General features: G+C 60.7%; 18 protein-coding genes. 11 read left to right on the top strand and 7 right to left on the bottom strand.

Translation table 11 applies throughout. The features are described 5' to 3' along the window. Window positions 1-41 precede the first annotated feature (41 nt). The 3 genes from IF10I1_RS13035 to IF10I1_RS13025 form a co-directional block, all read right to left on the bottom strand. Window positions 42-734, bottom strand: coding sequence for an ABC transporter permease (locus IF10I1_RS13035; protein WP_186393027.1), 693 nt, complete (start codon window positions 732-734; stop codon window positions 42-44). Then, complete coding sequence (locus IF10I1_RS13030; RefSeq protein WP_186393028.1) at window positions 731-1,444, bottom strand: ABC transporter permease; 714 nt, start codon at window positions 1,442-1,444, stop codon at window positions 731-733. Before IF10I1_RS13030 ends, IF10I1_RS13035 begins: the two co-directional genes overlap by 4 nt. 236 nt (window positions 1,445-1,680) lie before the next feature. After that, window positions 1,681-2,355, bottom strand: a complete 675-nt coding sequence (locus IF10I1_RS13025; RefSeq protein ID WP_058901000.1) for a GntR family transcriptional regulator — start codon at window positions 2,353-2,355, stop codon at window positions 1,681-1,683. A 200-nt stretch (window positions 2,356-2,555) separates the two neighbouring features. Here IF10I1_RS13025 and IF10I1_RS13020 point away from each other — a divergent pair, with 200 nt between their 5' ends. Continuing rightward, window positions 2,556-3,572, top strand: a complete 1,017-nt coding sequence (locus tag IF10I1_RS13020; protein WP_186393029.1) for a sensor domain-containing diguanylate cyclase — start codon at window positions 2,556-2,558, stop codon at window positions 3,570-3,572. A 1,028-nt stretch (window positions 3,573-4,600) separates the two neighbouring features. On the opposite strand, the gene IF10I1_RS13015 is transcribed toward IF10I1_RS13020, so the two are convergent. Next, window positions 4,601-6,703 (bottom strand): TonB-dependent receptor, encoded by a 2,103-nt coding sequence (locus IF10I1_RS13015; protein WP_186393030.1) that lies wholly within the window; start codon window positions 6,701-6,703, stop codon window positions 4,601-4,603. Between the two features lie 341 nt (window positions 6,704-7,044). Here IF10I1_RS13015 and IF10I1_RS13010 point away from each other — a divergent pair, with 341 nt between their 5' ends. Continuing rightward, a complete protein-coding gene (locus tag IF10I1_RS13010) occupies window positions 7,045-7,830 on the top strand; it encodes an IclR family transcriptional regulator (RefSeq protein WP_186393031.1) in 786 nt (261 codons plus the stop codon). Window positions 7,831-8,184: 354 nt separating this feature from the next. Here the strand turns inward: IF10I1_RS13010 and IF10I1_RS13005 are convergent, their stop codons facing one another. Together IF10I1_RS13005 and IF10I1_RS13000 are read right to left on the bottom strand one after the other, a co-directional pair. After that, on the bottom strand, window positions 8,185-9,456 hold the full coding sequence (locus tag IF10I1_RS13005; RefSeq protein WP_186393032.1) for an NtaA/DmoA family FMN-dependent monooxygenase: 1,272 nt from the start codon (window positions 9,454-9,456) through the stop codon (window positions 8,185-8,187). A 26-nt stretch (window positions 9,457-9,482) separates the two neighbouring features. Then, on the bottom strand, window positions 9,483-10,274 hold the full coding sequence (locus IF10I1_RS13000; RefSeq protein WP_186393033.1) for an ABC transporter ATP-binding protein: 792 nt from the start codon (window positions 10,272-10,274) through the stop codon (window positions 9,483-9,485). Window positions 10,275-10,446: 172 nt separating this feature from the next. Here IF10I1_RS13000 and fepB point away from each other — a divergent pair, with 172 nt between their 5' ends. The 8 genes from fepB to IF10I1_RS12960 all read left to right on the top strand — a co-directional run bounded on the left by fepB (window position 10,447) and on the right by IF10I1_RS12960 (window position 20,597). Next, window positions 10,447-11,427, top strand: coding sequence for a Fe2+-enterobactin ABC transporter substrate-binding protein (gene fepB / locus IF10I1_RS12995; protein ID WP_186393034.1), 981 nt, complete (start codon window positions 10,447-10,449; stop codon window positions 11,425-11,427). Between the two features lie 89 nt (window positions 11,428-11,516). Then, window positions 11,517-12,476, top strand: a complete 960-nt coding sequence (locus tag IF10I1_RS12990) for a FecCD family ABC transporter permease (protein ID WP_371328528.1) — start codon at window positions 11,517-11,519, stop codon at window positions 12,474-12,476. A 7-nt stretch (window positions 12,477-12,483) separates the two neighbouring features. Continuing rightward, on the top strand, window positions 12,484-13,521 hold the full coding sequence (locus IF10I1_RS12985; protein ID WP_186393036.1) for an iron chelate uptake ABC transporter family permease subunit: 1,038 nt from the start codon (window positions 12,484-12,486) through the stop codon (window positions 13,519-13,521). A 75-nt stretch (window positions 13,522-13,596) separates the two neighbouring features. Continuing rightward, window positions 13,597-14,775, top strand: a complete 1,179-nt coding sequence (locus tag IF10I1_RS12980) for a PLP-dependent aspartate aminotransferase family protein (protein WP_186414936.1) — start codon at window positions 13,597-13,599, stop codon at window positions 14,773-14,775. A 115-nt stretch (window positions 14,776-14,890) separates the two neighbouring features. Then, on the top strand, window positions 14,891-15,991 hold the full coding sequence (locus tag IF10I1_RS12975; protein WP_244293744.1) for an IS481 family transposase: 1,101 nt from the start codon (window positions 14,891-14,893) through the stop codon (window positions 15,989-15,991). 393 nt (window positions 15,992-16,384) lie between these two features. Then, the gene (locus IF10I1_RS12970; protein WP_186414935.1) at window positions 16,385-17,152 is read left to right on the top strand and encodes a hypothetical protein; all 768 of its coding nucleotides are present in this window, start codon (window positions 16,385-16,387) and stop codon (window positions 17,150-17,152) included. Between the two features lie 71 nt (window positions 17,153-17,223). Further along, window positions 17,224-18,921, top strand: coding sequence for a PQQ-like beta-propeller repeat protein (locus tag IF10I1_RS12965; RefSeq protein WP_186414934.1), 1,698 nt, complete (start codon window positions 17,224-17,226; stop codon window positions 18,919-18,921). Continuing rightward, the gene (locus tag IF10I1_RS12960; RefSeq protein WP_186393040.1) at window positions 18,921-20,597 is read left to right on the top strand and encodes an ABC transporter ATP-binding protein; all 1,677 of its coding nucleotides are present in this window, start codon (window positions 18,921-18,923) and stop codon (window positions 20,595-20,597) included. The genes IF10I1_RS12965 and IF10I1_RS12960 overlap by 1 nt, the downstream gene beginning before the upstream one ends. A gap of 9 nt (window positions 20,598-20,606) precedes the next feature. On the opposite strand, the gene IF10I1_RS12955 is transcribed toward IF10I1_RS12960, so the two are convergent. Beyond that, window positions 20,607-21,263, bottom strand: a complete 657-nt coding sequence (locus IF10I1_RS12955; protein WP_186393041.1) for a TetR/AcrR family transcriptional regulator — start codon at window positions 21,261-21,263, stop codon at window positions 20,607-20,609. Window positions 21,264-21,387: 124 nt separating this feature from the next. On the opposite strand from IF10I1_RS12955, the gene IF10I1_RS12950 reads away from it, so the two are divergent. Continuing rightward, window positions 21,388-23,424 (top strand): NADH:flavin oxidoreductase, encoded by a 2,037-nt coding sequence (locus IF10I1_RS12950; RefSeq protein ID WP_186393042.1) that lies wholly within the window; start codon window positions 21,388-21,390, stop codon window positions 23,422-23,424. Window positions 23,425-23,772 lie beyond the last annotated feature (348 nt).

The following is a 23,772-nucleotide window of genomic DNA, read 5'->3' as shown; positions in this document are numbered from 1 at the left end:
ACATGTTTTCTGGCCGGACAAATTCGTGCGGCGGCCGGTCCTCAGCTGCGGGACCGGTAGGGTGTCAGCCTGACTTCCAGAGCCGTGAGGGCCCGGACGATCAGGAAATTCATGGACAGGTAGATGGCCCCGGCGGCGGCAAAGACCTCGATCGCGCGGTAGCTTTGCGAGATCAGCCCCTGGGCGATGCCCGTCACCTCCATCAGGGTGATGACCGAGGCGAGCGAGGTGCCCTTCACCATCAGGATGATCTCATTGCCATAGGCGGGAAGCGCCTGGCGGAACGCGATCGGCAGGATGACGAAGCGAAGGGTCAGCAGACGGGACATGCCGAGGGCCTGGGCCGCCTCATTGAGCGCGCGCGGCACATTGCGGATCGCGCCGCGCAGGATCTCGCTGCCATAGGCGGCCGTGTTCAGCGTCAATGCCAGGATCGCGCACCAGTAGGGCTCGCGGAACAGCCACCACAGCCCCATCGCCTGCAGGGAAGGGCGGAACTGGCCAAGCCCGTAATAGATCAGGAAGATCTGCACCAGCAGGGGCGTGCCCCGGAAGAGGGCCACAAAGCTGCGGACAGGCCAGACGATCAGCGGGTTTGACCCCTGCAGCACCAGCGCAAGGGCAAGGGCGAGCACGAAGCCGAGCAGGATGGCCGTGCCCGCCAGCTGCAGCGTCAGCGGCACGCCGGACAGAAGCTGCGGGATGATGTCCAGAAAGAAGCCGAAGTCGATCATCTGTGCAGGATCCCCCGTGCCGCGCGTATCTCCGCGCCCCGGAACAGCTGTCCGGTCATGCCTGCGATCACGAAATAAAGGCCCGCTGCGGCGAGGTAGAACAGGAAGGGCTCACGGGTGGAGCCCGCCGCGACCTGCGCCTGACGCATCAGTTCGACAAGGCCGATGACGGAAATCAGCGCGGAATCCTTGAGAACCAGCTGCCAGACGTTGCTCAGGCCCGGGATGGCATGCCTGAGCAGCTGGGGGATGATGACGAGCCGCAGCATCTGCAGCCGCGTCAGCGCCAGCGCCTTCGCCGCATCGAACTGCCCCCGCTCGATGGCGAGATAAGCACCGCGGAAGACCTCCCCCTGATAGGCCCCGGAAATGATCCCCAGCGCGATGACGCCGGTGGCCAGCGAGGGAAGGCCGATGAAACTGTCCGAGCCGAAACTGCGGGCCATCGCGGTGAGGGCGACACTGCCGCCATAATAGAACAGATAGATGGTGAGAAGATCCGGCACACCCCGGAAGACGGTGCCATAGGCGGAGGCCAGCACCCGTGGCAGGCGCCGCGACGACAGGCCGCCGCTGGCGCTCAGCGCGCCGAAAACCGTGCCAAGCGCAAAGCCCAGCACCGACAGCACCAGCGTGATGACAGCCGCCCCGAGCAGGGCCAGCCCCCAGCCGCCTTCGCCGAAACCGAGCAGATGCAGCTTTTCAAACATGCGCAAGCCCCCTCCCCTTGCCATGGCGGTGTTCACGGTGGACGCAAGGAAGAGGAATGCCCCCTCCCTTTTGCCGCAGCCCCCCTCTCCCCCCTTGAGGGGGAGATGTCATCGCAAGCTGACAGAGGGGGGTGCAGCGCCTCAGTCCGGCAGAACCCTGCGTATGAACAGACGGTCCGTTGCAGCACCGCCGCTTGCCTCCCGGGCGGCCGTCAGGCCGCCCCGGTTGCCAACCCTCAGCCCTGTCCGGGGCTGGCAAATCCGGCAATCAGGGAGGCGGTCTCGATGATGTGTTCCTGCATCACGGCTTCCGCATGCCGTGCATCGCCGGAGCGCAGGGCCTCGATCAGCTGCTGATGCTCCTCGCGCGCCGAGAGGGGTTTGACCGCATAGTCGAACCAGATGCGCATGTAGGGCTCGATCATCACATGCAGCCCGGTGATCTGGCGGATCAGCTTCGGACGGCCGCTCAGGCCATAGATGAAGCCGTGAAATTCCTGATGGCGCAGGACCCAGTCACTGCTGCCGGTCTGCCCGGCCCGCTCCATGCGCTCCAGCATCCGGTCCAGTTCCTCGAAGGTCTCGGCCTCCATGCGCGGCATGGCGAGGCGCACGGCCAGCCCCTCCAGCACCGACCGGATTTCGAAGATCTCGTGAATTTCATCGAGGGTGAGACCGGCGACGACACAGCCGCGATTGGGGCGGAGCTTCACCAGCCCATCCGCCGCAAGACGGCGGAACGCCTCCCGCACCGGCATGCGGCTCATGCCGATTTCGGCCGCGATGTCCTCCGGGATCAGCCGCTCGCCCGGCTTGTAGCGGCCAAGGCGCAGCGCCTGCTGCAAATGCAGATAAGCCTCCTGCTCTGCCGTGGAGGCAAGCGGCGCATGGGAAACGGAGGAAGCCGGCATTTTCTGGATCTCTGGATTTTTGTATCCACTTATCCAAACACCCACTTCCGGGTCCGTCAAGCGGTTTTAATCAAGCATGCGGTGAACGTGACATCCTCAGAAGACAAACCAGCAGCAGATACAGACAATTCCCAAGCCTCAGATGGAACAGTTTTTAAGCAGTCCCACTTATGCTGGTCCGGACAGCCTGGAGGGGGCAGATGACGATGCAGGACGTAGACAGGCAGAAGGTTCTGGATGGCTATCAGATCCTCGACAGCGGTTATGAAGCCGGGTTCGACAGGATCACCGAACTGGCGCGCACGATCTTCGATGCGCCGGTTGCCGTCATCTGCTTCATCGACAAGGACCGGCAGTGGTTCAAGTCCCACCCCGGCTTCGACAGGCGGGAAACGCCGCTGGAACATGCGATCTGCCGCTTCACGGTGCTGTCGGACAAGGCGCTGCTGATCCCTGACGCCCTGGCGGACGAGCGGACGCGGGACAACCCCTATGTCACCGGCCCGGACCACCTGCGCGCCTATGCCGGGGCGCCGCTGATTGCCCCCGGCGGCGTGCGGATCGGCACGGTCAGCATCTTCGACCGCAAGCCCCGCAGCTTTGAGCCCCGCGATGAAGACATCCTGCAGCAGCTGGCTGCCCTCGTGATGCACAATCTGGAACTGCGCCGCGTGGCCGACAATGACTGGCTGACCGGAGCGGCCGGGCGCGGCGCCTTCGAGCGGCGCAGCCGTGCCATCCTGTCAGGCAGGAGCGGGAAGCACCACCGGAATGCTCTGATCGTTTTCGATCTCGATTTCTTCAAACAGCTGAATGACACCTATGGTCATGCGGCCGGCGACGAAATTCTGCGGCAGGTCAGCCGCACCTGCCAGTCGTCCCTGCGCGAGCAGGATGTCTTCTCCCGCATCGGCGGCGAGGAGTTCTCCGTCCTGCTGCCCGGCACGGCGCCGGATGTGGCCGAAAAGGTGGCGCGGCGCCTGCAGCAGTGCATTGCCGCCATGCCCCGCGATCAGCTGTCGAAATATCTGCCGGAGACTGCGGGCATCACCGCCAGCTTTGGCGTGACGATGGTGCAAGACGGCGAAGCCAGCATCAAGCACGCCCTCCGGCGCGCCGACGCCGCCCTCTATGCGGCCAAGGAGCGCGGGCGCAACTGCGTTGTCTGTTCGTGGGATATTGCCGCCGCAGAGCCGTTTTACGGCAAGTCTCTGTGACCTGCCCGGTTTGACCGGGCGGCAGCGTTCCGGCGTTGTCAGGCCTGTATTCAAAGGGAATACTGCTGCCAAAGTGAATCATGCGCTGGGGCACGCGTGTCAAAATTTCAGATCTTTCCGCCAAATGACGCAGACTATCCGCTCACAGTGACCTGGGTGGAGGATCGCAAGGACCAGTACGTCAGGAAAGAGGAGGTCATTGCGGTTCTGAATGCAGCCTCAGGCTGGGTCAATATTTCGGCCCCTTTCCCGGCATCATCGACACTGCGGAAGAGGCACGGGGAGACAGGCTGAAGGGGCGCAAGGCCCTACTGGTGCTGCGCCAGGAAGCGGTAGCGCCCGTGCACACGCCGGGCGAAGCGGCTCCCTTGCGGGAAGACGCCAGCAAGCCGGCCGCAGACTAGGCCGCCCCTGTAGAGCCGCAAAAGCCGGAGCCGGAAAAGAAGAAGGCCGCGCCGGACCCGGAAGCCAAAGCTGCCAAGGCCACCAAAGCGTCACGGAAGTCCCGGCTTGGCTTTGGGGAACTTGCCCTGCTCGCCAGCCTCGCCCTCGTTGGCTGGACCACCTATGATCATTTCACCAGCCCCTATTCCGGCCCGCTCAGCAAGGAGGCGATAGCCGCCCGCAAGGTCAGTCCGGCTACCTAACCATCAGCACGAGCGAACCGCCCGCCTTTGTCGAGCAGACAATGCCGCTTCAGGATCTGGCCTATCCTCAGGAGGTGAAAGGCCTGCGCTACTAGAGCAGTGAGGGCCCCGCCTACGGGGAGGACACGCTTGTCGCGGTGCCGGGTGCGAAGGCCATCGCGTTCAATGGCACCACCTATCAGATGCAGCAGATCACGCTGGACGAGGTCCGCCTCGGCCTGATCGCCCGGGGCTGCCGCTGAGCTCCCGCTGCGCTGGCCCTTCCCCGCGCTGGCAAGACCAGCATCCGGGCAGTGTCGAGGGGCTTTTCCTCACTTCTCACGCAAACACCCGGCAGGCCAAGCCCGCCGGGTGTTCAATCAAGCGCACCGGACCTTTATGTCAGAAGGTGCCCTTGATGCCGATGCCGAACATGCGCGGCTCGGTCATGCTGGCTTCGGTGCCGCCGATGCCGCGGTTCTGCTGCATGTAGGTGGGTGAGCGCTCGTCGAAGACGTTCTTGACGTAGCCATAGAGCTGGAAGGCCTCGCGCAGCTGATAGGTTGCCCGCACGTCAGCCACCGTATAGGGGTCGATGGCATAGGCCGCCGTGTTGGCGGTGTCGGAGAAATAGCCATCCAGATGGCGGACCTGACCAGAGAGGTTCAGCTTGTCCGTCACGTCCCAGCTCAGGCCGAAAGTCAGCATGTAGCCGGGCGACTTGGCAAACTCGTTGCCCTCGTAGGACGCGTTGCTGGAAATCTCGTCGATCCGCGTCTTCAGCAGGCCCGCACTGGCGCGCAGCATCAGGTTGTCGAGAACCTTGTAATCCGCCCCCACTTCCAGGCCATAGGAATGGGCCTTTTCGGCATTGATCGTGTAGGACTGGGTAACGCCGGACGAAATCACCACCGGAATATTGTACTGGGCGTTCTTCAGGTCGGAATAGAACACATTGCCGTTCAGCATCAGCCGGTTATCCAAGAGGCTGGCGCGGGTGAACAGCTCGTAGTTCCAGGAGGTTTCCTCCTCGAAGGTCATCCACTTCCGGGCGCTGATGTTGAGCGAAACGCCGCCGGGATTGTAGCCCCGGCTGACCATGCCGCCCACGGTCCAGTCCGGCGTGACCGCATAGGCAAGCGTGGCCTTGGGCAAAACGGCCGTAAAGGTCTTGTCGAAATCGACCCGCGTGGGGGCATAGACGGAAAGGCCCTGACGCTGGATGATATCGTTCTGGAAGCGCAGGCCGCCCGTCAGCGTCAGCCGGTCCGTCATGCGGTAGCTGGTCTCACCGAAAATGCCGAGGTTCTGCTTGGTGTCATCGAAGGTCGAAATGCCGCTCAGATAGAGGATTTCGTCCTGATCGCTGTGGGAGTAGTAGATCCCGGCCATGCCGCTGATCACGTCTTCCTGATCACCATATGTCACGCGCATCTCGTCGGACACGTTGGTCTGCCAGACGCCGGCATCGCCGTTGTTCACCACGCCCGTCGTGCGGTTGGCATAGGTGTCGGAGACATGGGCCTTGTTGAACACCTGCCAGCCGTTGCCGAAGTCATAGCCAAGGTCGAGCACGCCGTAATGGGTGTACTGATCCCAGGTCGGCATCGTCGTGGTGACGTGGTTCAGGTCCTTGTAAGGCGCTGACGCGGCTTCCTGGCTCGGCCGGTTGCTGAAGGTATAGGCATAGGTGAACTTGGCCGTCAGCCCCGGCAGTTCCTCAGGCTCCCACAACAGCTTGAAGCGCGTGTTGAAGGCCTCGAAGTTCTGGTTTGTGCCGTTGCCCTGGAAGCCGGAGTTCACATAGTCGATGAAGGTATCCCGCCCCGAATAGTCCACGGCAAGGCGCGCGGCGAGCTGATTGGCGATCAGCGGCCCGGACAGGACGGCAGAGGCGCGGCGGGTGTTGTAGCTGCCAATCTCGGCCTGATAGGCGCCTTCCGGGGTGAAGGTCGGGTCCTTGGTATTGACGACAATGGCACCGGCAATCGCATTGGCGCCCTGCGACGTGGTCTGGGGCCCGCGGAACACCTCGATCGTGTTCACATCCCAGACCGAAGAGCTGCCGAAATAGAATTCGTTGTAGGTCAGGTAGTGACCGTCCACATTGATCGTCGCCCGGGGGACCGTTCCGGCGAAGAAGGCCGTGGCACCCGTGTTCGGCCCCTGCGTGTCCTGGCCGCGAATCACCGGCGCGCTGACGCTGTCGGGGAAGACGACATTCGGAACATCGGCGATCACTTCGGAAACCGACGCATCCCCCACCTTTTCCCTTTCGATTTCCTCACTGGTCTCCACGGTCACCGAACTGGCCGTGTTCTTCAGGTCACGCTCGACCTTCTCGCCGGTGATGGTGATCTTCTTCAGCTCCGTCACCGCGCCATCGGCCTGAACAGCATCCTGAACAGCATCTTGCGCGGCATTCTGCGCAACAGCCGGTGCGGCCACTAAAAGCGTCAGCGCAAGCAGGCTCACGCCATTGAGATAAAAACGGCTTCCAGACATCGAACGGCCCCGCCCAATTCTTGAGTTTCATACTCATGTTGGATTAGCGCAGGATGGCGATGTTCCGCAATAGAGAATATGTTCCACAGTGCGGCACATCAAAGACTCTTGAAACAGAGTCACACTTCTGCAACAGGCATGGCAGGATGCATCGGGGACCCTGTCCCGGCGTAAGACCAGCTCTCGTTGAGCCCGCCTCATCGAGAGTTGGTCAAGCCCGTGCGGCGCCTGAGCAATTTCAAGGCGTGATGCGTCAGCATCGAAAGCCCGGGTATAAGATTTCAGAGGTTGCGGCGCGGCACGAACGCAGCCATGAAGGACCGGTGAGGGAGAAGGACCGCATGACAGACGAGATGGAACTGCTGGATGAGGACGGCGGCAGCACGGGCGCAAAGCGTTCGGGCACGATCCAGTCCGTATCCATCGCCTCCCGTTTTCTGCAGATCCTTGCGCAGTCCGATGGCGCCCTGCCCCTTGGCGAGCTGGCCCGCCGCGCCAACACGGGCCGCTCGACGGCCCACCGCTACATGCAGAGCCTCGTGCTGGAAGGGCTGGTGTCGCAGGACGCGGAAACCGGCTGCTATGACCTGGGCCCCGCCGCGCTGAACATCGGCGTCAGTGCCCTGCGGCGGATCAGCCCGGTGGATGTCACCGCCCGCCACATGCGGAGCCTGTCATCGCGCATCGCCGCCAGCTGCGGCGTCGCCATCTGGACGGACAGGGGGCCGACCATCGTCCAGTGGTACCGCAGCGCCGCCTTTTCCATCAGCACCGTGTCGCTGGGCGATGTGCTGCCGCTGGACAATTCGGCCTGCGGGCTGGTGTTTCAGGCCTATATGGATCCGGAGCGGATTGAAGCCGTGCGCAAGGTGCAGCCCGCTTCCTTCCGGGGCAAGCCGCCCCGCCCCGGCATTCTGGAGCAGATCCGCCGGGAAGGCGGCGCCGATCTCGACGAGCACCTGTTTTCCGCCCTCACCGGCAAGGCCGCGCCCGTGTTCAACGTGCATGGCGAAATCGCCTGCGTTGCCACCACCGTCTCCTTCGTCGAGCGGGCAGAAGCCGAACATCACCGCGATGCGCTGTTCGCAGCAGCACTGGAAGCCACGCGGGACTCGGGCCGGATGTGAGTGACGGGCGGTGTTTGCTGCCGGAGACGGCGTTTCAGTTTCCCTGCCCGTTGAGGGCTGCCTGATTCACACATCAGGTTCGGAAACTGCCCGCAATGAGGCGTTTGCTTTTCAGGAGGACGCCTGCCGCCCCCCTCCCCCTGGTGGGGAGGGGTAAGGGGTGGGGGGCTCTGAGCCGAAAACTATATGAAAGACAGATAGATGCCTGAAGAGACATCAAGAAGAACGGCTGTCCGGAGCCAATGGATACTCTGCCAGACTGAAAGGCCTTCCCCCCACCCCTAACCCCTCCCCACGAGGGGGAGGGGAGCTGAAACGCCGTGCCGAAATGACCAGATTGCAAGCCCCCACCACTCAGGCTGCCAGATGCTCCCGCAGGGTCTTGCCGGCATAATCCGTGCGGAACAGCCCCTTTGCCGCAAGGGCCGGGACCAGTTCCTCAAGGAACAGGCGGCAGGAGTCCAGTGAGCCGCCGGGAAGCGCGATGACGCCGTCGATTGCCCCGGCCTCGTGCCAGCTGATGATGTCGGCCATCACATCCTCCACCGTGCCGACGGAAACCCAGTGGGCCGAGCCCACCACTTCGGGCCGGTCCAGCAGTTGGCCCAGCGTGGGGCGCTCGCGCTCGATGTAGCGGCGCAGCAGATCCGCATGGGTGCGGCTGCGCACCGGCTGATCCGGCTCGGGCAGAAGATCCGGCGTGATGACGGTTTGCAGATGATGGCCGGAGAGATCCGCGCCGAGGATCATCCGCACCGACTCGATCCTGTGGTCATGGGTCAGATGCGCATGGGCGCGCCGGTGCATGGCCCAGGCCTCCTCCCGCGTTTGTGCAAGGAAGAAGTAAAGCCCCGGCAGCACCTTGATGGCATCGGGGCTGCGCCCGCAGGCCTCGGCCCGGGCCCTCAGATCAGCCCGCAGATCCAGCGCGGCGGCCATGTCGGGCGCTGCGGCAAAGGTGGCATCGGCGACCGAGGCGGAGAAGGCCCGTCCTGCCTCCGACGCGCCGGCCTGAAACAGCGGCGGGCTTCCGGCGGGATGGCCCGGCACATTGAGCGGCCCGGCGACGGAGAAGAACTCCCCCTCGTGCGCAGCCGGTGTCATCGGTTTTTCCCCGGTCAGCGCCTCATAGGGGAAACTGTCCCACAGCGCCCGCACGGCCTGCGTGAATTCTGCGGCCTTGCGGTAGCGCTCTTCCGGCGCGGGCATCGGGTCCGAGCCGAAGTTTTCCGCCCCCTCGATGGAGGTGACGATGTTCCACCCTGCCCGGCCATTGCTCAGCCAGTGCAGGGTCTGCATCTGGCGGGCGATGACATAGGGCGGGTTGAAGGTGGTGGAGGCGGTGGTGACAAGGCCGACACGGCTCGTCTCCCGCGCCAGTGCCGCCATCACCAGCGTCACGTCGAGGCCCGGCATGGGGCGGCTGCGCCCCTTGCGCGGCATCACCCCCAGCGTATCCGGCTTGAAGATGAAATCGAGCTTCGCCCGTTCCGCAGCCTGCGCAAGCTCGATGCTCTGCGCCAGCGGATTGGCCACATGGCGTTCAAGGGCACCGGATTCCGGCTCCTGCCCGTTCATCCAGGTGCCTGTCAGGCAAAGTCCGATATGCATCTGCTTGCGGGTCATGGAGGTTCCTTGGGAAATCAGGGCTTTCAGGCGCCGTGGTGGCGGCCCTTCGGCACGATCAGCGGCGTGGCTGATATGGGGTCGGGAATGATGACGCAGGGCAGGCCGAAGACATCCTCGACCAGCTCGGGCGTCATGATATCGGCAGGCCTGCCTTCGGCGCGGATGCTACCGCCGCGCATGGCGATCAGGTGGGTGGCATAACGGCAGGCATGGTTGAGGTCATGCAGCACCGCCAGAACCGTCCGGCCCTTGTGGTTGAGATCGGCCAGAAGGTCCATCAGTTCGATCTGGTGGGCGATGTCGAGGAAGGTTGTCGGCTCATCGAGCAGGAGAATGGGTGTCTCCTGCGCCAGCACCATGGCAATCCAGACGCGCTGGCGCTGGCCGCCGGAGAGTTCATCGACGAGCGTGTCCGCAAGCGGTGAAACCCGTGTCGCCTCCATGGCCGCACCAACGGCTGCCTCGTCCTCCCGCGACCATTGCCGCAGGAAGCTCTGATGCGGATAGCGGCCGCGCGCCACGAGATCGGCAACCGTAATCCCCGCAGGAGCCACCGGGCTTTGCGGCAGCAGGCCAAGGCGGCGGGCCACTTCCTTTGCCGGCAGCGAGGCGATGCTGCGCCCGTCCAGCACCACATCCCCGGCCAGCGGCTTCATCAGCCGTGCCAGAGCCCGCAGCAGCGTGGACTTGCCGCAGGCATTCGGCCCGGCAATGACGGTGAAGGACCCGTCCGGCACCGAAACCGTCAGGTCCTTCGACACGGAGCGCTCTTCATAGGCAAGGGTCAGGGAGTTGGCATGCAGCCGGGACGTCATGGCTTTCCTTTCTGGCGGCCCCGCGGATGGGTGCCGAACGTATTGCATTGTGGAATGCGTTCTTCAATATGGACAAATACAAATACGGAGTATATGCCTCATATTTTATTAGGGCCACCTGCGCCAGCAGGCTGTAGGGTGGCTGTACAACCCAGCAGACACCGGATGCCATATGACCAGTCTTACCACCCGGTTTGCCGCTCTCGCGGCTCTGGCCATTTCCCTCGCCCTGCCGCTTCAGCCCGCCCGCAGCGCCGGTGACTGGCCGCGCACCATTGCTCATGAAGGCGGGGAGCTGGTGCTGGCTTCGGCCCCGCAGCGGATCGTGTCCACCACGCCCAGCCTCACCGGCATCCTGCTGGCGATGAATGCCCCGGTTGCCGCCAGCGCCGCCACCTCGCCCGGTCCCCTCACGGACAGCAAGGGCTTCTTCTCGCAGTGGGCAGCGGAAGCAGACGCACGCGGGGTGGAGGTGCTTTACAGCAATCTGGCCTTCGATCTGGAAGCCGTGATTGGCAGCGCACCGGATCTGGTCGTGGTGTCGGCAACGGGTGCCGACAGCGTGAAGGCACACCTGGACGAGTTGCAGGCGCAGGAGCTGCCGGTCATCCTCGTCAACTATTCCAACCAGAGCTGGCAGGCGGTTGCCCGCCAGCTGGGCGAAGCCACCGGGCTGGAGGGGGAAGCGGAAGCAGCCATCCGGCGCTTCGATGCCATGGCGGCGCAAACGGCACAGGCCATCGTGCCGCCCGAAGGCAGCGTCAGCATTGTGGGCTACAACATCGGCGGCAGCTACTCCATCGGCAAGCCGGACAGCCCGCATGCCCGGTTGCTTTCCTCCCTCGGCATGACTGTTTCGGGCCTGCCGGACAGCATGCGCGGACAGGTGACACGCTCCTCCGACTTTGACCTGATCTCGCTGGAAAACCTGCCCGCCGCCATTCAGGGCGAAACCGTCTTCCTGCTGCGCGCAACGGACAAGGATGTAGAGGCTTTCCTCGCCGATCCCATTCTGGCCAACCTGCCTGCGGTGCGCAGCCGCCAGGTCTATCCCCTTGGCCCCTCCTCGCACCGCATCGACTATTATTCCGGGCAGGAGATCATGAGCCTGATTGCGGCCAGATTCGCCCGTCCCAGATTCACCAACCCATGAGTCTCGTGGCAGAGGGGACTGCGCCAGCCGCAGCAAGGCCGGGCGCAGGCAGGCGAAGGCGCAGGATGTGGCTTGCGGCCTTGTTTGCCGTGCTTCTGCCGGGGGCCGTGGCCAGCCTGTTTGCCGGTTCGCGCCCGATGCCGCCCGCTGCCGTTCTGGAAGCCCTGCTGCGCTACAATGCGCAGAATGACCTGCACCTGATCATCAGGTCCCTGCGCCTGCCGCGCATGTGCGTTGCGCTCCTCACCGGCCTTGCCCTTGGCACCGCCGGCGCGCTGATGCAGGCGCTGACGCGCAATCCTCTGGCCGAGCCGGGGCTGCTGGGCATCAATGCGGGTGCTGCCCTTGCCGTCATGGCCGGCATCTCCCTCTTCGGGTTTGTCAGCATCTGGGAATATGTCTGGTTCGGCTTTGCCGGTGCGGGGCTCGCGGGCCTGGCCGTGTTCGCGCTGGGGCAGGCCCATGAAACGGGCACCAATCCCGTGCGGCTGGTTCTGGCCGGTGCGGGTCTTTCGGTCATGCTCGGCTCTGCCTCCTCGCTCCTCATCATCAACTCGCCGCCCGAAGTGCTGGACGGCTTCCGCAACTGGGCCGCAGGCTCCTTTGAAGGCCGCAGCCTCTCCGTTGCCACCGTGCTTGCACTGGCCACGCTTTGCGGTTTGCTGATCGCGCAGGTTCTGGCACCCGGCCTCAATGCGCTGGCGCTTGGCCGCGACACGGGCGAGGCGCTCGGGGTCAACACAAGGGCGCTGTTCACCGCCTCCTGCCTTGCCATCATGCTGCTGACAGGCGCGGCCACCGCCGCTGCCGGGCCCATCGGCTTCATCGGGCTCGTCGCGCCGCACATTGCCCGCAGCATCACCGGGCCGGATTACCGCTGGATCCTGCCATTCTCGGGGCTGATTGCGGCCATCCTTCTCCTCGCAGCCGATGTGGCAGGCCGCCTGATTGCCATGCCGGCCGAGATCGCAGCCGGCATCATTGCGTCTCTGGCGGGCGGGCCATTCTTCATTGCCATCGTGCGGCGCCTGCGCCTGCGGCAGATGTGAGGCGCTGATGAAACCATCCACGCAGATCACCTTCCGCACCGGCCCGCTTTCGCTGCGCCTGCGCCCCCGCACCGCCGCCATCTGCGCCCTGCTGGCAGCCGCCGTCCTCGTCCTGATGCTGGCGCTGCTGGCCACCGGCTCGCTGAAGATCAGCACGGCAGACATCGCCGCCAGCCTGCTGTCACCGGGCACGGACCCTGCTGTGGACAGGATCATCCTGCGCCTGCGCCTGCCGCGCGTGCTCACCGCCATGCTTGTGGGTGCCGCGCTCGGCATGGCGGGCGCCATCTTCCAGTCCGTCTCGCGCAATGCGCTTGGCTCGCCGGATGTCATCGGCTTCACCACGGGGGCTGCCACCGGGGCCATCGTCCAGATCATCCTGTTCAACGCCGGACCGGCTGAAACAGCCCTTGCCGCCGTGCTGTCGGGCATGGCAACGGCGGCGCTGGTCTTCGTGCTGTCGATGCGCGGGCGCAGCACCGGCAGCTACCGCCTCGTGCTCACCGGCATCGGCTGCGGTGCCATGCTCTCCGGCGTCAACACCGTGCTGCTGGTCATGGGAGATCTGGATCAGGCTGCCTCTGCGCAGCTCTGGCTCGCCGGCTCCCTCAGCGCCCGCACCTGGGCGCATGTGCTGCCGGCAGCCGCCGGGCTTGCCCTCGCCGCCCCCGTGGCGCTGCTGCATGCCCGCAGGCTCTCCCTGCTTGAGATGGGCGACGACACCGCCAACCAGCTTGGCCTTTCAACGGAGCGGCTGCGCCTGACCATGATTCTGGCTGCCGTGGGACTGACCGCCATTGCAACGGCAGCGGCAGGCCCCATCGCCTTCATCGCCCTCGCCGCCCCGCAACTGGTGCGCCGGCTGACCCGCGCACCGGAAGTGCCGCTATTTTCTGCCGCACTCATGGGGATGGTTCTGCTGATGGCCGCCGACCTGCTGAGCCAGCGCCTGCCCTTCCAGATCAACATGCCCATCGGCCTGACGGCAGGCCTTCTCGGCGGCTTCTATCTGCTCTGGCTGCTCTCACGCAGCCGGACCGTTTGAAGCAGCGCCGCACCGGAAGCTGGACGGCCGCCACCGCGCCGTGGTTTTCTGTCCGCCGGAACAGGAGACCTGGCAATGCATGACATGACCCGCTGCGTGGTGAAGCCGGATGTGCGCGAGGAGGGCTTTGCAAGCCTCACCACGCCGGTACACCGGGCGGCTACCATCGTCTTTGACACCGCGGAAGCCTTTGCAAGCCGCGGCGAGCGGGGGCTGGATGGCTACAGCTACGGCCTCCATGGCACGCCGACGACGCGGGCGCTGGAAGCACGGATCAACGCGCTGGAGGGCGGCTTCCACACCTTCCTCGCCCCCTCCGGACAGGCGGCCAATGCCTTTGCCATGCTGGCGGTGCTGAAGCCGGGGCAGAAGGTGCTCATCACCGAATCCTGCTATCCGCCGGTGCGGGACTTCGCGCTGCAGGACCTTGCCCGCCAGTCCATCACCGTGGACTTCTTCGATCCGCTTTCCCTGCAGGATCTGGAAGCGCGGCTGACGCCGGAGACGGGGCTCGTCTGGTGCGAATCCCCCGGCTCCACCACCATGGAGGTGCAGGATATTGCGGCGATTGCCGCGCTCGCCCACCGCTCCGGCGCGCTGGTCGCTTGCGACAACACCTGGGCAACGCCGCTATTGTTCAAGCCGCTGGCGCATGGCGCCGATATCGTCACCGAGGCGCTGACCAAATATTTCTCCGGCACGTCGGACATTCTCATGGGCTCCATCAGCGTGCGCGAACCGGCGCTGGCCCATGCCCTGCGCAGCCAGTTCGGCCGTTATGGCGTCGGCGTATCGCCCGATGATGCCAGCCACATCCTGCGCAGCATGGAATCCATGCCCCTGCGCCTTGCCCATGCCGGACGGGTCGCGCAGGAGCTGGCCGCCCGCTTTGCCGCAGATGATCTCGTGGAAGCCGTGCTGCTGCCCTCGCGGGCGGAATGCCCGGGCCATGACGTCTGGCAGCGGGACTTTGCCGGGGTCAGCGGTGTGTTTTCCGTGCTGTTCCGCCCTCAGGTCGTGGCGCATGTGGCCCCTGCCCTCGACGGGCTTTCCACCTTCGCCATCGGCGCTTCCTGGGGCGGCAGCCGCAGCCTGATGGCGCCGCAGCCCATCCGCGAGGACCGGACCAGCCCCCGCTGGCAGCACACCCGCTCTGCCCTGCGCATCAGCACCGGCCTCGAAGACCCGCGTGACCTGACGGCCGATGTCGAGGGGCTGCTGGAGAGGATCAGGGAGAAGACGGCGAGAATCTAGAATGTCCTGAGACGGTAATTACCTGACAGTTGGCTCACCTTTAAGGGTGTGGCCATGCCGCGTTGAAGCGGGTTTGATGGTGTCGCCAAACATCTCAAATCCGAGGACAACGAACATGACCACGAAGGACAAGATAGCACGGCGGAAGCTGTCTCTGCTGGACCTTGCGAGCGAGCTTTCGAATGTCAGCCGCGCCTGCAAGGTGATGGGCTATTCGCGCCAGCAGCTCTATGAGATCCGGCGCAATTTCCAGACCTACGGCGCCGAAGGCCTGATCGACCGGCTGCCCGGCGCGAAGGGGCCGCACCCCAACCGCATGCCTGCGGAGATCGAAGCGGCGGTGCTGGCTCATGCCCTTGATCATCCCTGTCACGGCGCGCTGCGCGTCGAGCAGGAGTTGCGGCTCAAGGGCCTTGCCGTCTCTACCGGAGGCGTACGCGGGGTCTGGCAGCGCCATGGCCTGCTCACCAAGCACGAGCGCCTGCTCAGGCTGGAGAAGGCTACTGCCGAGCGGACCTTCGAACTGAGCGAGGAGCAGACCCGGCTGCTGGAGCGCTTCTCGCCGGAGTTTCGCGAGCGCCATATCGAGGCCCCGCACACGGGCAGTCTTGTTGCCGTCGACACTTTCTTCGTCGGAACGCTCAAGGGGATCGGCAAGATTTACATGCAATCGGCCATCGACTGTCACAGCCGTTACGCCTGGGCCCGGCTCTATCCGTCCAAGCTGCCGGTGACCGCCGTTCACATCCTCAACAATGATGTCATACCCACCTTCGAGGCCCATGATGCCCGGATCGAGACAGTGCTGTCCGACAACGGCCGCGAGTTCTGCGGCCGGCCCGACCAGCATCCTTATGAACTCTTCCTGCAACTGGAGGAGATTGAGCACCGGACGACCAAGGTCAGGCGGCCGCAGTCGAACGGCATCGTCGAGCGCTTCCACCGCACCGTACTCGACGAACACTTCCGCGTCGAAGGCCGCAGAACCTGGTTCGACACCATCGAGGAGATGCAGGCCGTGCTCGACGAATGGCTCGCCCTCTACAACACTAGGCGACCCCATCAGGGCCGCAACATGGGCGGACGAACGCCCCTCAAGGCCTTCACCGACGGCCTGAAAAAAGCCCCCGAAACGCCACCGGAAAAAACGAAGGGAGAGACGCTGACAACCAGACCCAAACAGGCTTCAATGCAACCAGAAACCCGAGCCGCCTGAACCTGCTTCAAAACGCGGCACTGTCAGGTGAATACCATCTCTGTACATCTAGAAGATAACTAAAAACAAAAACTCACTCAATCAACATAATTATTCTATTAATCACTCAAGAAATACATATTATTGTCAAGATATATGTCTAAAATTATGAATAAAATTCCACAATAAAATAACTAATATAAAATTTTACATCCAAAATAAGCGAGATAACAACGTCAACAATGTCACCACAACCAATTTTCCAAGCACGGACAGATACAACCATGAATCGCATTTAAGCCACATTTCTCTGGTTGAATAGTTATGCTTTTGATCAACGCAAGAAAATATGATGAGTTTGGTCAATCGCTACATTGAAGTAACAATCCGAAAAATCGTCTATAGGAGTTACCAATGTCGAGCATCATTCGAATTGATCAGAATGTCACGCCAATCTCTAAGAATGAAAAATCCTTCAATGGATTAGTTGGCGCACTCCGTTATGATCCGCATCTCCCGCGGTGCTTCGAAAGCATCAAACACAACCTTGCTGCGGGACGGCCTGCTTTGATGAGACTGCATTGTGCAGCGAATTACCCAACCTCAGTTCACGACCGGTATGATATTGACCAGGAGGGACAAGCCGTTTTGATCGTTGGATACGATGATGAGCGGCGTCAATTTGCGATAGTTGACCCTTACCTCCGAAATAAAAATGAAGAAGTTAAAGTAAGTTGGATTGACTTCGACGAAATCGAGGTCACCATGGTTGACTCATCAAAAGGTTCAGAGTCACCAGTCGGTACATTGGATAGTGAAATCATCCTAACCGATGGAAATAAATTAACAATCAAAATTGGCCTTCCGTTCATGCGTGGCACCTTCATGGATCATGACTCTATGTTTCTTGAAGATATACACACTACAGTCTCGCTTGAAGCAGAAAACTGGAGCGATAGTCGTACAATGACGGCAGAGGGCACGTTCCGTTTCGGTCAGCAAGCGCGCTTCATACTGCACCTGCCGGATGCGTTACAAGGAAATGTTTCAGTTAAAACAGAGACAGTAGCATCTTTATGCGGCATCAGACCATACGAGTACCGCGATAAAATTGGCGTTGTACATGCCGAGAACTTTATTTGCACTGCAACTTATACAGATCGACTTTCCGTCAATAGTTGACACCATCTCAACTTGCAAAAGCGGGCGGTGTATTCAATGCCGCCCGTGAAAATAGGAGGGAGGTAACTGCGATGTTTGACAGATTTCTACTAAATGATGCAACTGGACGTCGCCTTCATATCAACTGGTCAAAATCCATTCCCGGCCTTGTAAGGGCGCCGTTATTCTCGCCCGAAATCGATCGAGGGTTTGTTGTATCTTACCTGGAAAAATCTCGCGAATACGAATTGATCTCGTTTCACCCAGAGAATGGAGATATCGATTGGAGCTGTAACCTTGTTAACGGGGGATATGGATCGCTGGCAGTCAGCCACAATGTTGTTGCTGTTCCAACGAAGTTTGTAGATGTTACTGGCGTTGATGCGCACAAGGGAGAAATTCTCTGGACTTGGAAAGGCTACGCCCGCGTACGTTCGCCGATAGCAGTCACCGAGGATGGATGCTTTCTCTTTTCATGCGGTTCAACCATCATCGTTGTTAACGCGGAGGGCAAAGAAAAACTAAGAATAGAGGAAAATGGTTCATTTTTTTATGGCCTTGTACACCAAATAAAGACAAGTTCAGGCAATATTTACATAAGTCACTTAACATGGACAAACTCGAAAGGTCGATCTCAGGTTGGAGTTGCTGCCTTTTATGATTCTGGAAAAATAAAATGGCGTATTGACTTGGGGGAGGCGCAAATAATAAGCTCAGATACTTCTGGTACTATCTTGAGCAATGATACATTATACTGTGCAGCAGGACGCCGTGTAGCTGCAGTAGACCCATTTACCGGTTATCTTCTCTGGTGCGTTGAGACCGATACATTAGTTGGCCGACAAATGCCTACAGTCGCCAAGGATCGCCTCTTCGTACCCAGCATTTCAGGGCATTTATATTGCCTAGATATAAATAATGGAGAAGAAATTTGGCGATTCATCGCAGATACTATTATTAATACCCCTGTTTCAATTCTTGGGGATCTAGCTATTGTCTCTGTCGACGGACAAGTTCATATGCTTCTCATGGAGAACGGAAACCCATTCGACAAAATTGCTACCGGCCATTCACCCTATAGTGCAATAACGTTCTATAATGGCCGCGCATTTCTAGGAGGAGGCGATCCTCCATATCATGGACGTCTTTACGCGTTCGATCTCGCCGATCGTTTAGCGCTCCCGCAATATGTCTGCCGTACAGAAGCCACGGGAGCACGTGACGATCGAACTGACTTCACTCTTCAGGTTGAGATAACGAACGCCCCCAGATCAATTACTGACATTTATCTCGATTCTTCAGTCTTAAGCGAAGAAATTACGAATGGCTCTCAAGGGAAGATAAATGAATACGAAAGATATGGAAATCACTTTGTATTTTCCGTGCCTATTCGAAATACAATAGTCTCTGGACAGTATTGCATTGATTTGGAAATCCACTTGAACGACGGATCTCTCATATCGCGAACCGCACTTGTGGAGATCAAGCCAACAAATAATCTACCAAAACGTGTATTATTACACGATATTACACCTATCTCGCAGATTTCACCGTGGCATAGTGGAGCCGCTGTTGTGGATATGGTGAAACGCTATTACGGTCAAAAGCCTGTAGATCAAGAGGCTTTTCGCCAACTCGTTGACAACATCCGTGAAGCTTCCGGATACGAACCATTTAATCTCTGGCGGATTGTGACACGCCGCGCACTCTCAACAGCTGCAGATCGATTCGAAGATTTGCCTGAGGTTAAAAACGGAAATATTAAAGTGAATACAGATGGAGTTGAGTAATGTCGCTCCGAGTCGCTCTCGAATTTATCAACTCCTCAATAACAAATGCAGCGAGAAAAAAAATCTTCACTGCCTTCGGAGCGACAGCAGCACATATTGCTGCGCTCTTGGTTCAACCTCTTTTGGTAGCAAAACTGGTAAGGGACGCCTCCAGTGGAGGTCTTTCTAGTCAGGATATGACCGAAACTTTAGTAGTACTTTCAGGTGCAATGTTAATCAGCGCCTTATTCGCGCGTCTGCAGGCACATTGCAGTAATCTTGTACTACAGGATATAAGACAATGCACGAAAGCAAACCTGTATGAAAATTTGCTGTCGCGCGCCCCTTCCTTTTTCCGAGATCGTAATGAAGGCTGGCTCGAAACCTCAATAGCAACAGCCTCTCAGGCTGCGCGGTCAATCGTCTACGACGGATTAACCGCGCTAGCAAGAGTGGCGCTCTTTATTACATTGTGTTCGATCATTTTAATCCTGATAAATCCGGGATTTGGTGCTATTTTTCTAATATTCTCGATAATATATATTATTATTTCGTATAAATTAGCTCACTCGGCATCTCATCTTGTCGGGGGCGCGGTTACAGCAACATCAAGATTGGCATCTAACGTGACAGATGTGTTCTCTAATATTGAACAAGTTCAATTGTCGAACACACAAAAAAACGAACTTGACAATCTAAGAGCTGACCTTGACGACGAACATACGGCTTATCGAGCCGCGCAGGGGCGAATCGATCGAAGTGAATTCCTTCAGAGACTTTATCTGATCGTTCTTTTCGGATTTTTTGTTCTTTCTACTGCATTCATAGCCGGCATGGATCCTTCAAATGCGGTATTATTCTATATAATTGGAATTATGGCATATGGACAACTAGATTCAACTGGAAAAGTACTGAACTCTATACTTGAAATGGCCTATAAACTCAATTCAGTCCTGGACGCGATCGGCCCCGTTTCACCAAGTAAATACGACAGTAAATCTGACGAAGAAGATAAAGAAATTTCCCTTCATCCATTAATAAAAATTTGCAATGTCAGCTTCTCATATACCGGCGAGAGTCATATTATACGCAACCTATCTCTCAATATTGCACCAGGCTCCCATATAATGATCACTGGTCGAAGTGGTTCAGGAAAGTCTACGCTTTTAAAGCTTATTTCGGGCATCAACATGCCCAACGAAGGGGATATATGCATAGGTGGAGTGTCAACCAGCACCATGACAATGGCTGAACGTGCGCGCGTTCTCTCATTCGTATCGCAGCATGCAACGATGTTTGATCGTTCGCTGCTAGATAACGTGCTTTATGGATGTACAGAAATAAGCCGGGAGCGGGCAGAGGACATACTTGTCAGGCTTGGTCTTGCGCATCTCAAAGCACGCGGCGGCATGGATTGGTTAGACCAGCGTGTCGATAAGAATGGTCTCGGTTTGAGTGGTGGTGAAAGACAGCGTGTCCTTATTGCCCGCGCAATCCTGAGAGGGCGGCCTATCATGATCTTGGACGAAGCGACATCCGCGCTTGATAATGAGAGCGAAAAACGTGTCTTTCGAACATTACACGACCTTTGCGCCAGCTCGACAATCATCGCAGTTTCGCATCACCCACATGCTGTGATGCAGGGATACCGGACGATCCAAATCAGCAGCGGCGTTGAGCAGGAACAGATGGAGTGATCAGATCCCTCATTCCCCCACAAACCCGTGCCTTGCGTGAAACCTTGCCAGTTCGCGCAGGGACGGGGGCTGGCCGGTGAAGATGGTGACATAGGCGGGGATGCGGTGCATGCGGGTGGGGAGGTCTTCCTGGGTCTGCATGGAGATGTAGCCGGTCTGGGTGAGATAGACCGTGCGGGCGCGCACGTCCGCCTCTGCCCCGCTGATGCCGAAGCGGGTGAAGAGGCCCGTCAGCGCCTCCAGCCGCAGGCGGTCGGCCTCCTGCACCTCCCGCAGAATGTCCGGCGATTGCAGCGCCCAGCTGCGCAGCGCAAATTCCAGCCGTGAATCGAACAGCGCCGGGTCGAGCCAGCAGTCGATGACATTCAGCATCGCCTCGGCCAGCGTCTCCGCATAGGCGCCCGTCTGGCGGAGGATGGCGCCGGTGTTCTTCTCCCGCCAGCGCGCCACCAGCGCGGCCAGAAGCGCCTCCCGGTCCTTGAAGAACCAGTAGAAGCTGGTGCGCGACAGACTGAGCTTCTTCGCCAGAGGCTGGATCTTCACCGCCTCCACACCCGCTTCCAGCAGCGCCTCAAGCGCCGCATCCAGCCACAGATCCGCAGAGCCGCGCCAGCCGGTTTCGCCCGTGATGCCGGTTTCCGCCATGATGTCAGTGTCCTGTTTCATCCCGCAAATCTAGCAGATGGCGCAGGCCCGTCAAAGAAAACGACACTCATGCACTGAAACTTGACACCAGTGAACATTTCCATTTTGCTGAAGAAAACCGCCCTTCCAGAGAGGCACAAGACCCATGTCCAGCGACCCGCTTCTTCAGCCGTTCCAGCTCAAGCATCTCACCTTGCGCAACCGGATCATCATCACCTCGCATGAGCCGGCCTATCCGGAAGACGGCATGCCCAAGGGCCGTTACCGCGCCTATCACGTGGAGCGGGCGAAGGCCGGGGTGGCCATGACGATGACCGCAGGCTCCGCCGCCGTATCGCGGGACAGTCCGCCCGTGTTCAACAACATCCTCGCGTGGAAGGACGAGGTGGTGAAATGGACAAGGGAGCTGACGGACGCGGTGCATGAGCAGGGCGCGGCCATCATGATCCAGCTCACCCATCTTGGCCGCCGCACCCGCTGGGACAAGGGCGACTGGCTGCCCGTCGTCTCCCCCTCCCATACACGCGAAGCCGCGCACCGGGCCTTTCCCAAGCAGCTGGAGGACTGGGACATCGAGCGCATCATCAAGGACTATGGCGATGCGGCCGAGCGCATGCAGGCCGGCGGCATGGATGGCATCGAGCTGGAAGCCTATGGCCATCTGATGGATCAGTTCTGGTCGCCGCTGACCAACACGCTGGACGGCCCCTATGGCGGGCCGCTCGATAACCGGCTGCGCTTTGCCTTCGACGTGCTGCGCGAAATCCGCAAGCGCACTGGGCCGGATTTCATCGTCGGCATCCGCTACACGGGCGATGAGCGGCTCGACGGCGGGCTGACGCCGGAGGACGGGCTGGAAATCTCCCGCCGCCTGAAGGACAGCGGCCTTGTGGACTTCCTCAACGTGGTGCGCGGCCATATCGACACGGATGCGGGCCTGACGGATGTGATCCCCATTCAGGGCATGGCCAGCGCGCCGCATCTGGATTTTGCCGGCAGCATCCGGGCGGAAACAAAGCTTCCGACCTTCCATGCGGCGCGCATTCCCGATGTCGCCACCGCCCGCCATGCGGTGGCCAGCGGCAAGGTGGACCTCGTCGGCATGACCCGCGCCCACATGGCCGACCCGCATCTGGTGCGCAAGATCATCGCCGGGCAGGAAGAGCGCATCCGCCCCTGCACCGGCGCCAACTATTGCCTCGACCGGATCTATCAGGGCGGCCTTGCCTTCTGCATCCACAACGCCGCCACCGGGCGCGAGGAGACCATGCCGCATGACATCGCCCCCGCCGCCCGCCGCCGCAAGGTGGTGATCGTGGGCGCAGGCCCCGCCGGGCTGGAAGCCGCACGGGTGGCCGGTGAGCGAGGGCATGAGGTGACCGTGTTCGAGGCCGCCGCCCGGCCCGGCGGGCAGATCCGCCTGACGGCGCAGAGCGAACGGCGGCGGGAGATGCTGTCGATCATCGACTGGCGCATGGCCGAATGCGAGCGGCTCGGCATCTCCTTCCGCTTCAACACCTGGGCGGAGAGCGCGGATGTTCTGGCAGAAAGCCCCGATGTGGTGATCATCGCCACCGGCGGCCTGCCGGATACGCAGGTTCTGAGTGCGGGCAATGATCTGGTGGTCTCCGCCTGGGACATTCTCTCCGGCGATGCGAAGCCCGGACGGCAGGTGCTGGTCTATGACGATGCGGGCGACCACACCGGCCTGCAGGCGGCGGAACTGATCGCACGGAGCGGCGCCAGCGTCGAGATCATGACCCCCGACCGCAGCTTTGCGCCGGAGGTGATGGCCATGAACCTGGTGCCCTACATGCGCAGCCTGCAAAAGCTCGGCACGCGCTTCACCGTCACATGGCGGCTGCAGGCGGTGGAGCGGCAGGGCAACCTGCTCACCGCCCATGTGGGCAGCGATTACGGCGGGGCCAGCGAGACGCGGACGGTGGATCAGGTCGTCATCAACCACGGCACCCTGCCGCTGGCCGATCTCTACTTCGAGCTGAAGCCGCTGTCGTCCAATCTTGGCGAGATGTCGCACGAGGCGCTGATCGCGGGCCAGCCGCAGGACATCACGCGAAATCCGCAAGGCACCTTCCAGCTCTTCCGCATCGGCGACGCCGTCGCCTCCCGCAACACCCACGCCGCAATCTATGATGCGCTGCGGCTGGTGAAGGACATGTGAGGGGGGATAGACCTGAAATCTGATCATTCCGGCACGGTGTCTCAGCCCCCCTCCCCCTCGTGGGGAGGGGTTAGGGGTGGGGGGAAAGGCCTTACCGTCTGGCAGAGTGTTCAATGATTATGGGCGGCAGCGCCTCCTGATGTGTTTTCAGGTATCTGTCTGTCTCTCATATCGTTCTCGGCCCAGAGCCCCCCACCCCTTACCCCTCCCCACCAGGGGGAGGCAGGGGAATCGCGTATGTCGAATAAGGGGTTGTTTTACTGAGGCAAATCGATTCATGAGTTCTCCGTCCCGGGAGGTTGCGATGAGTAGATTTGCCGCTTGTTTTGAAGCTTTGCCTGATCCGCG

The sequence above is a fragment of the Pannonibacter sp. I15F10I1 genome (assembly GCF_900185665.1).
Taxonomy (GTDB): Bacteria; Pseudomonadota; Alphaproteobacteria; order Rhizobiales; family Stappiaceae; genus Pannonibacter; species Pannonibacter indicus.
The sequence above is the reverse complement of the archived record's forward strand: the minus strand, read 5'-3'. Positions and strand labels throughout refer to the sequence as shown.

Excerpts from the sequence above, each read along its gene's own strand:
- IF10I1_RS12980 (WP_186414936.1), top strand. The coding sequence starts at position 13,597 with ATGCATGACATGACCCGCTGCGTGGTGAAGCCGGATGTGCGCGAGGAG.
- IF10I1_RS13020 (WP_186393029.1), top strand. The coding sequence starts at position 2,556 with ATGACGATGCAGGACGTAGACAGGCAGAAGGTTCTGGATGGCTATCAG.
- IF10I1_RS13010 (WP_186393031.1), top strand. The coding sequence starts at position 7,045 with ATGACAGACGAGATGGAACTGCTGGATGAGGACGGCGGCAGCACGGGC.
- IF10I1_RS12970 (WP_186414935.1), top strand. The coding sequence starts at position 16,385 with ATGTCGAGCATCATTCGAATTGATCAGAATGTCACGCCAATCTCTAAG.
- IF10I1_RS13035 (WP_186393027.1), bottom strand. The coding sequence starts at position 734 with ATGATCGACTTCGGCTTCTTTCTGGACATCATCCCGCAGCTTCTGTCC.
- IF10I1_RS13030 (WP_186393028.1), bottom strand. The coding sequence starts at position 1,444 with ATGTTTGAAAAGCTGCATCTGCTCGGTTTCGGCGAAGGCGGCTGGGGG.
- IF10I1_RS12950 (WP_186393042.1), top strand. The coding sequence starts at position 21,388 with ATGTCCAGCGACCCGCTTCTTCAGCCGTTCCAGCTCAAGCATCTCACC.
- IF10I1_RS13015 (WP_186393030.1), bottom strand. The coding sequence starts at position 6,703 with ATGTCTGGAAGCCGTTTTTATCTCAATGGCGTGAGCCTGCTTGCGCTG.
- IF10I1_RS12985 (WP_186393036.1), top strand. The coding sequence starts at position 12,484 with ATGAAACCATCCACGCAGATCACCTTCCGCACCGGCCCGCTTTCGCTG.
- fepB (WP_186393034.1), top strand. The coding sequence starts at position 10,447 with ATGACCAGTCTTACCACCCGGTTTGCCGCTCTCGCGGCTCTGGCCATT.
- IF10I1_RS13025 (WP_058901000.1), bottom strand. The coding sequence starts at position 2,355 with ATGCCGGCTTCCTCCGTTTCCCATGCGCCGCTTGCCTCCACGGCAGAG.
- IF10I1_RS12975 (WP_244293744.1), top strand. The coding sequence starts at position 14,891 with ATGACCACGAAGGACAAGATAGCACGGCGGAAGCTGTCTCTGCTGGAC.
- IF10I1_RS12955 (WP_186393041.1), bottom strand. The coding sequence starts at position 21,263 with ATGAAACAGGACACTGACATCATGGCGGAAACCGGCATCACGGGCGAA.
- IF10I1_RS13005 (WP_186393032.1), bottom strand. The coding sequence starts at position 9,456 with ATGACCCGCAAGCAGATGCATATCGGACTTTGCCTGACAGGCACCTGG.
- IF10I1_RS12965 (WP_186414934.1), top strand. The coding sequence starts at position 17,224 with ATGTTTGACAGATTTCTACTAAATGATGCAACTGGACGTCGCCTTCAT.
- IF10I1_RS12960 (WP_186393040.1), top strand. The coding sequence starts at position 18,921 with ATGTCGCTCCGAGTCGCTCTCGAATTTATCAACTCCTCAATAACAAAT.
- IF10I1_RS13000 (WP_186393033.1), bottom strand. The coding sequence starts at position 10,274 with ATGACGTCCCGGCTGCATGCCAACTCCCTGACCCTTGCCTATGAAGAG.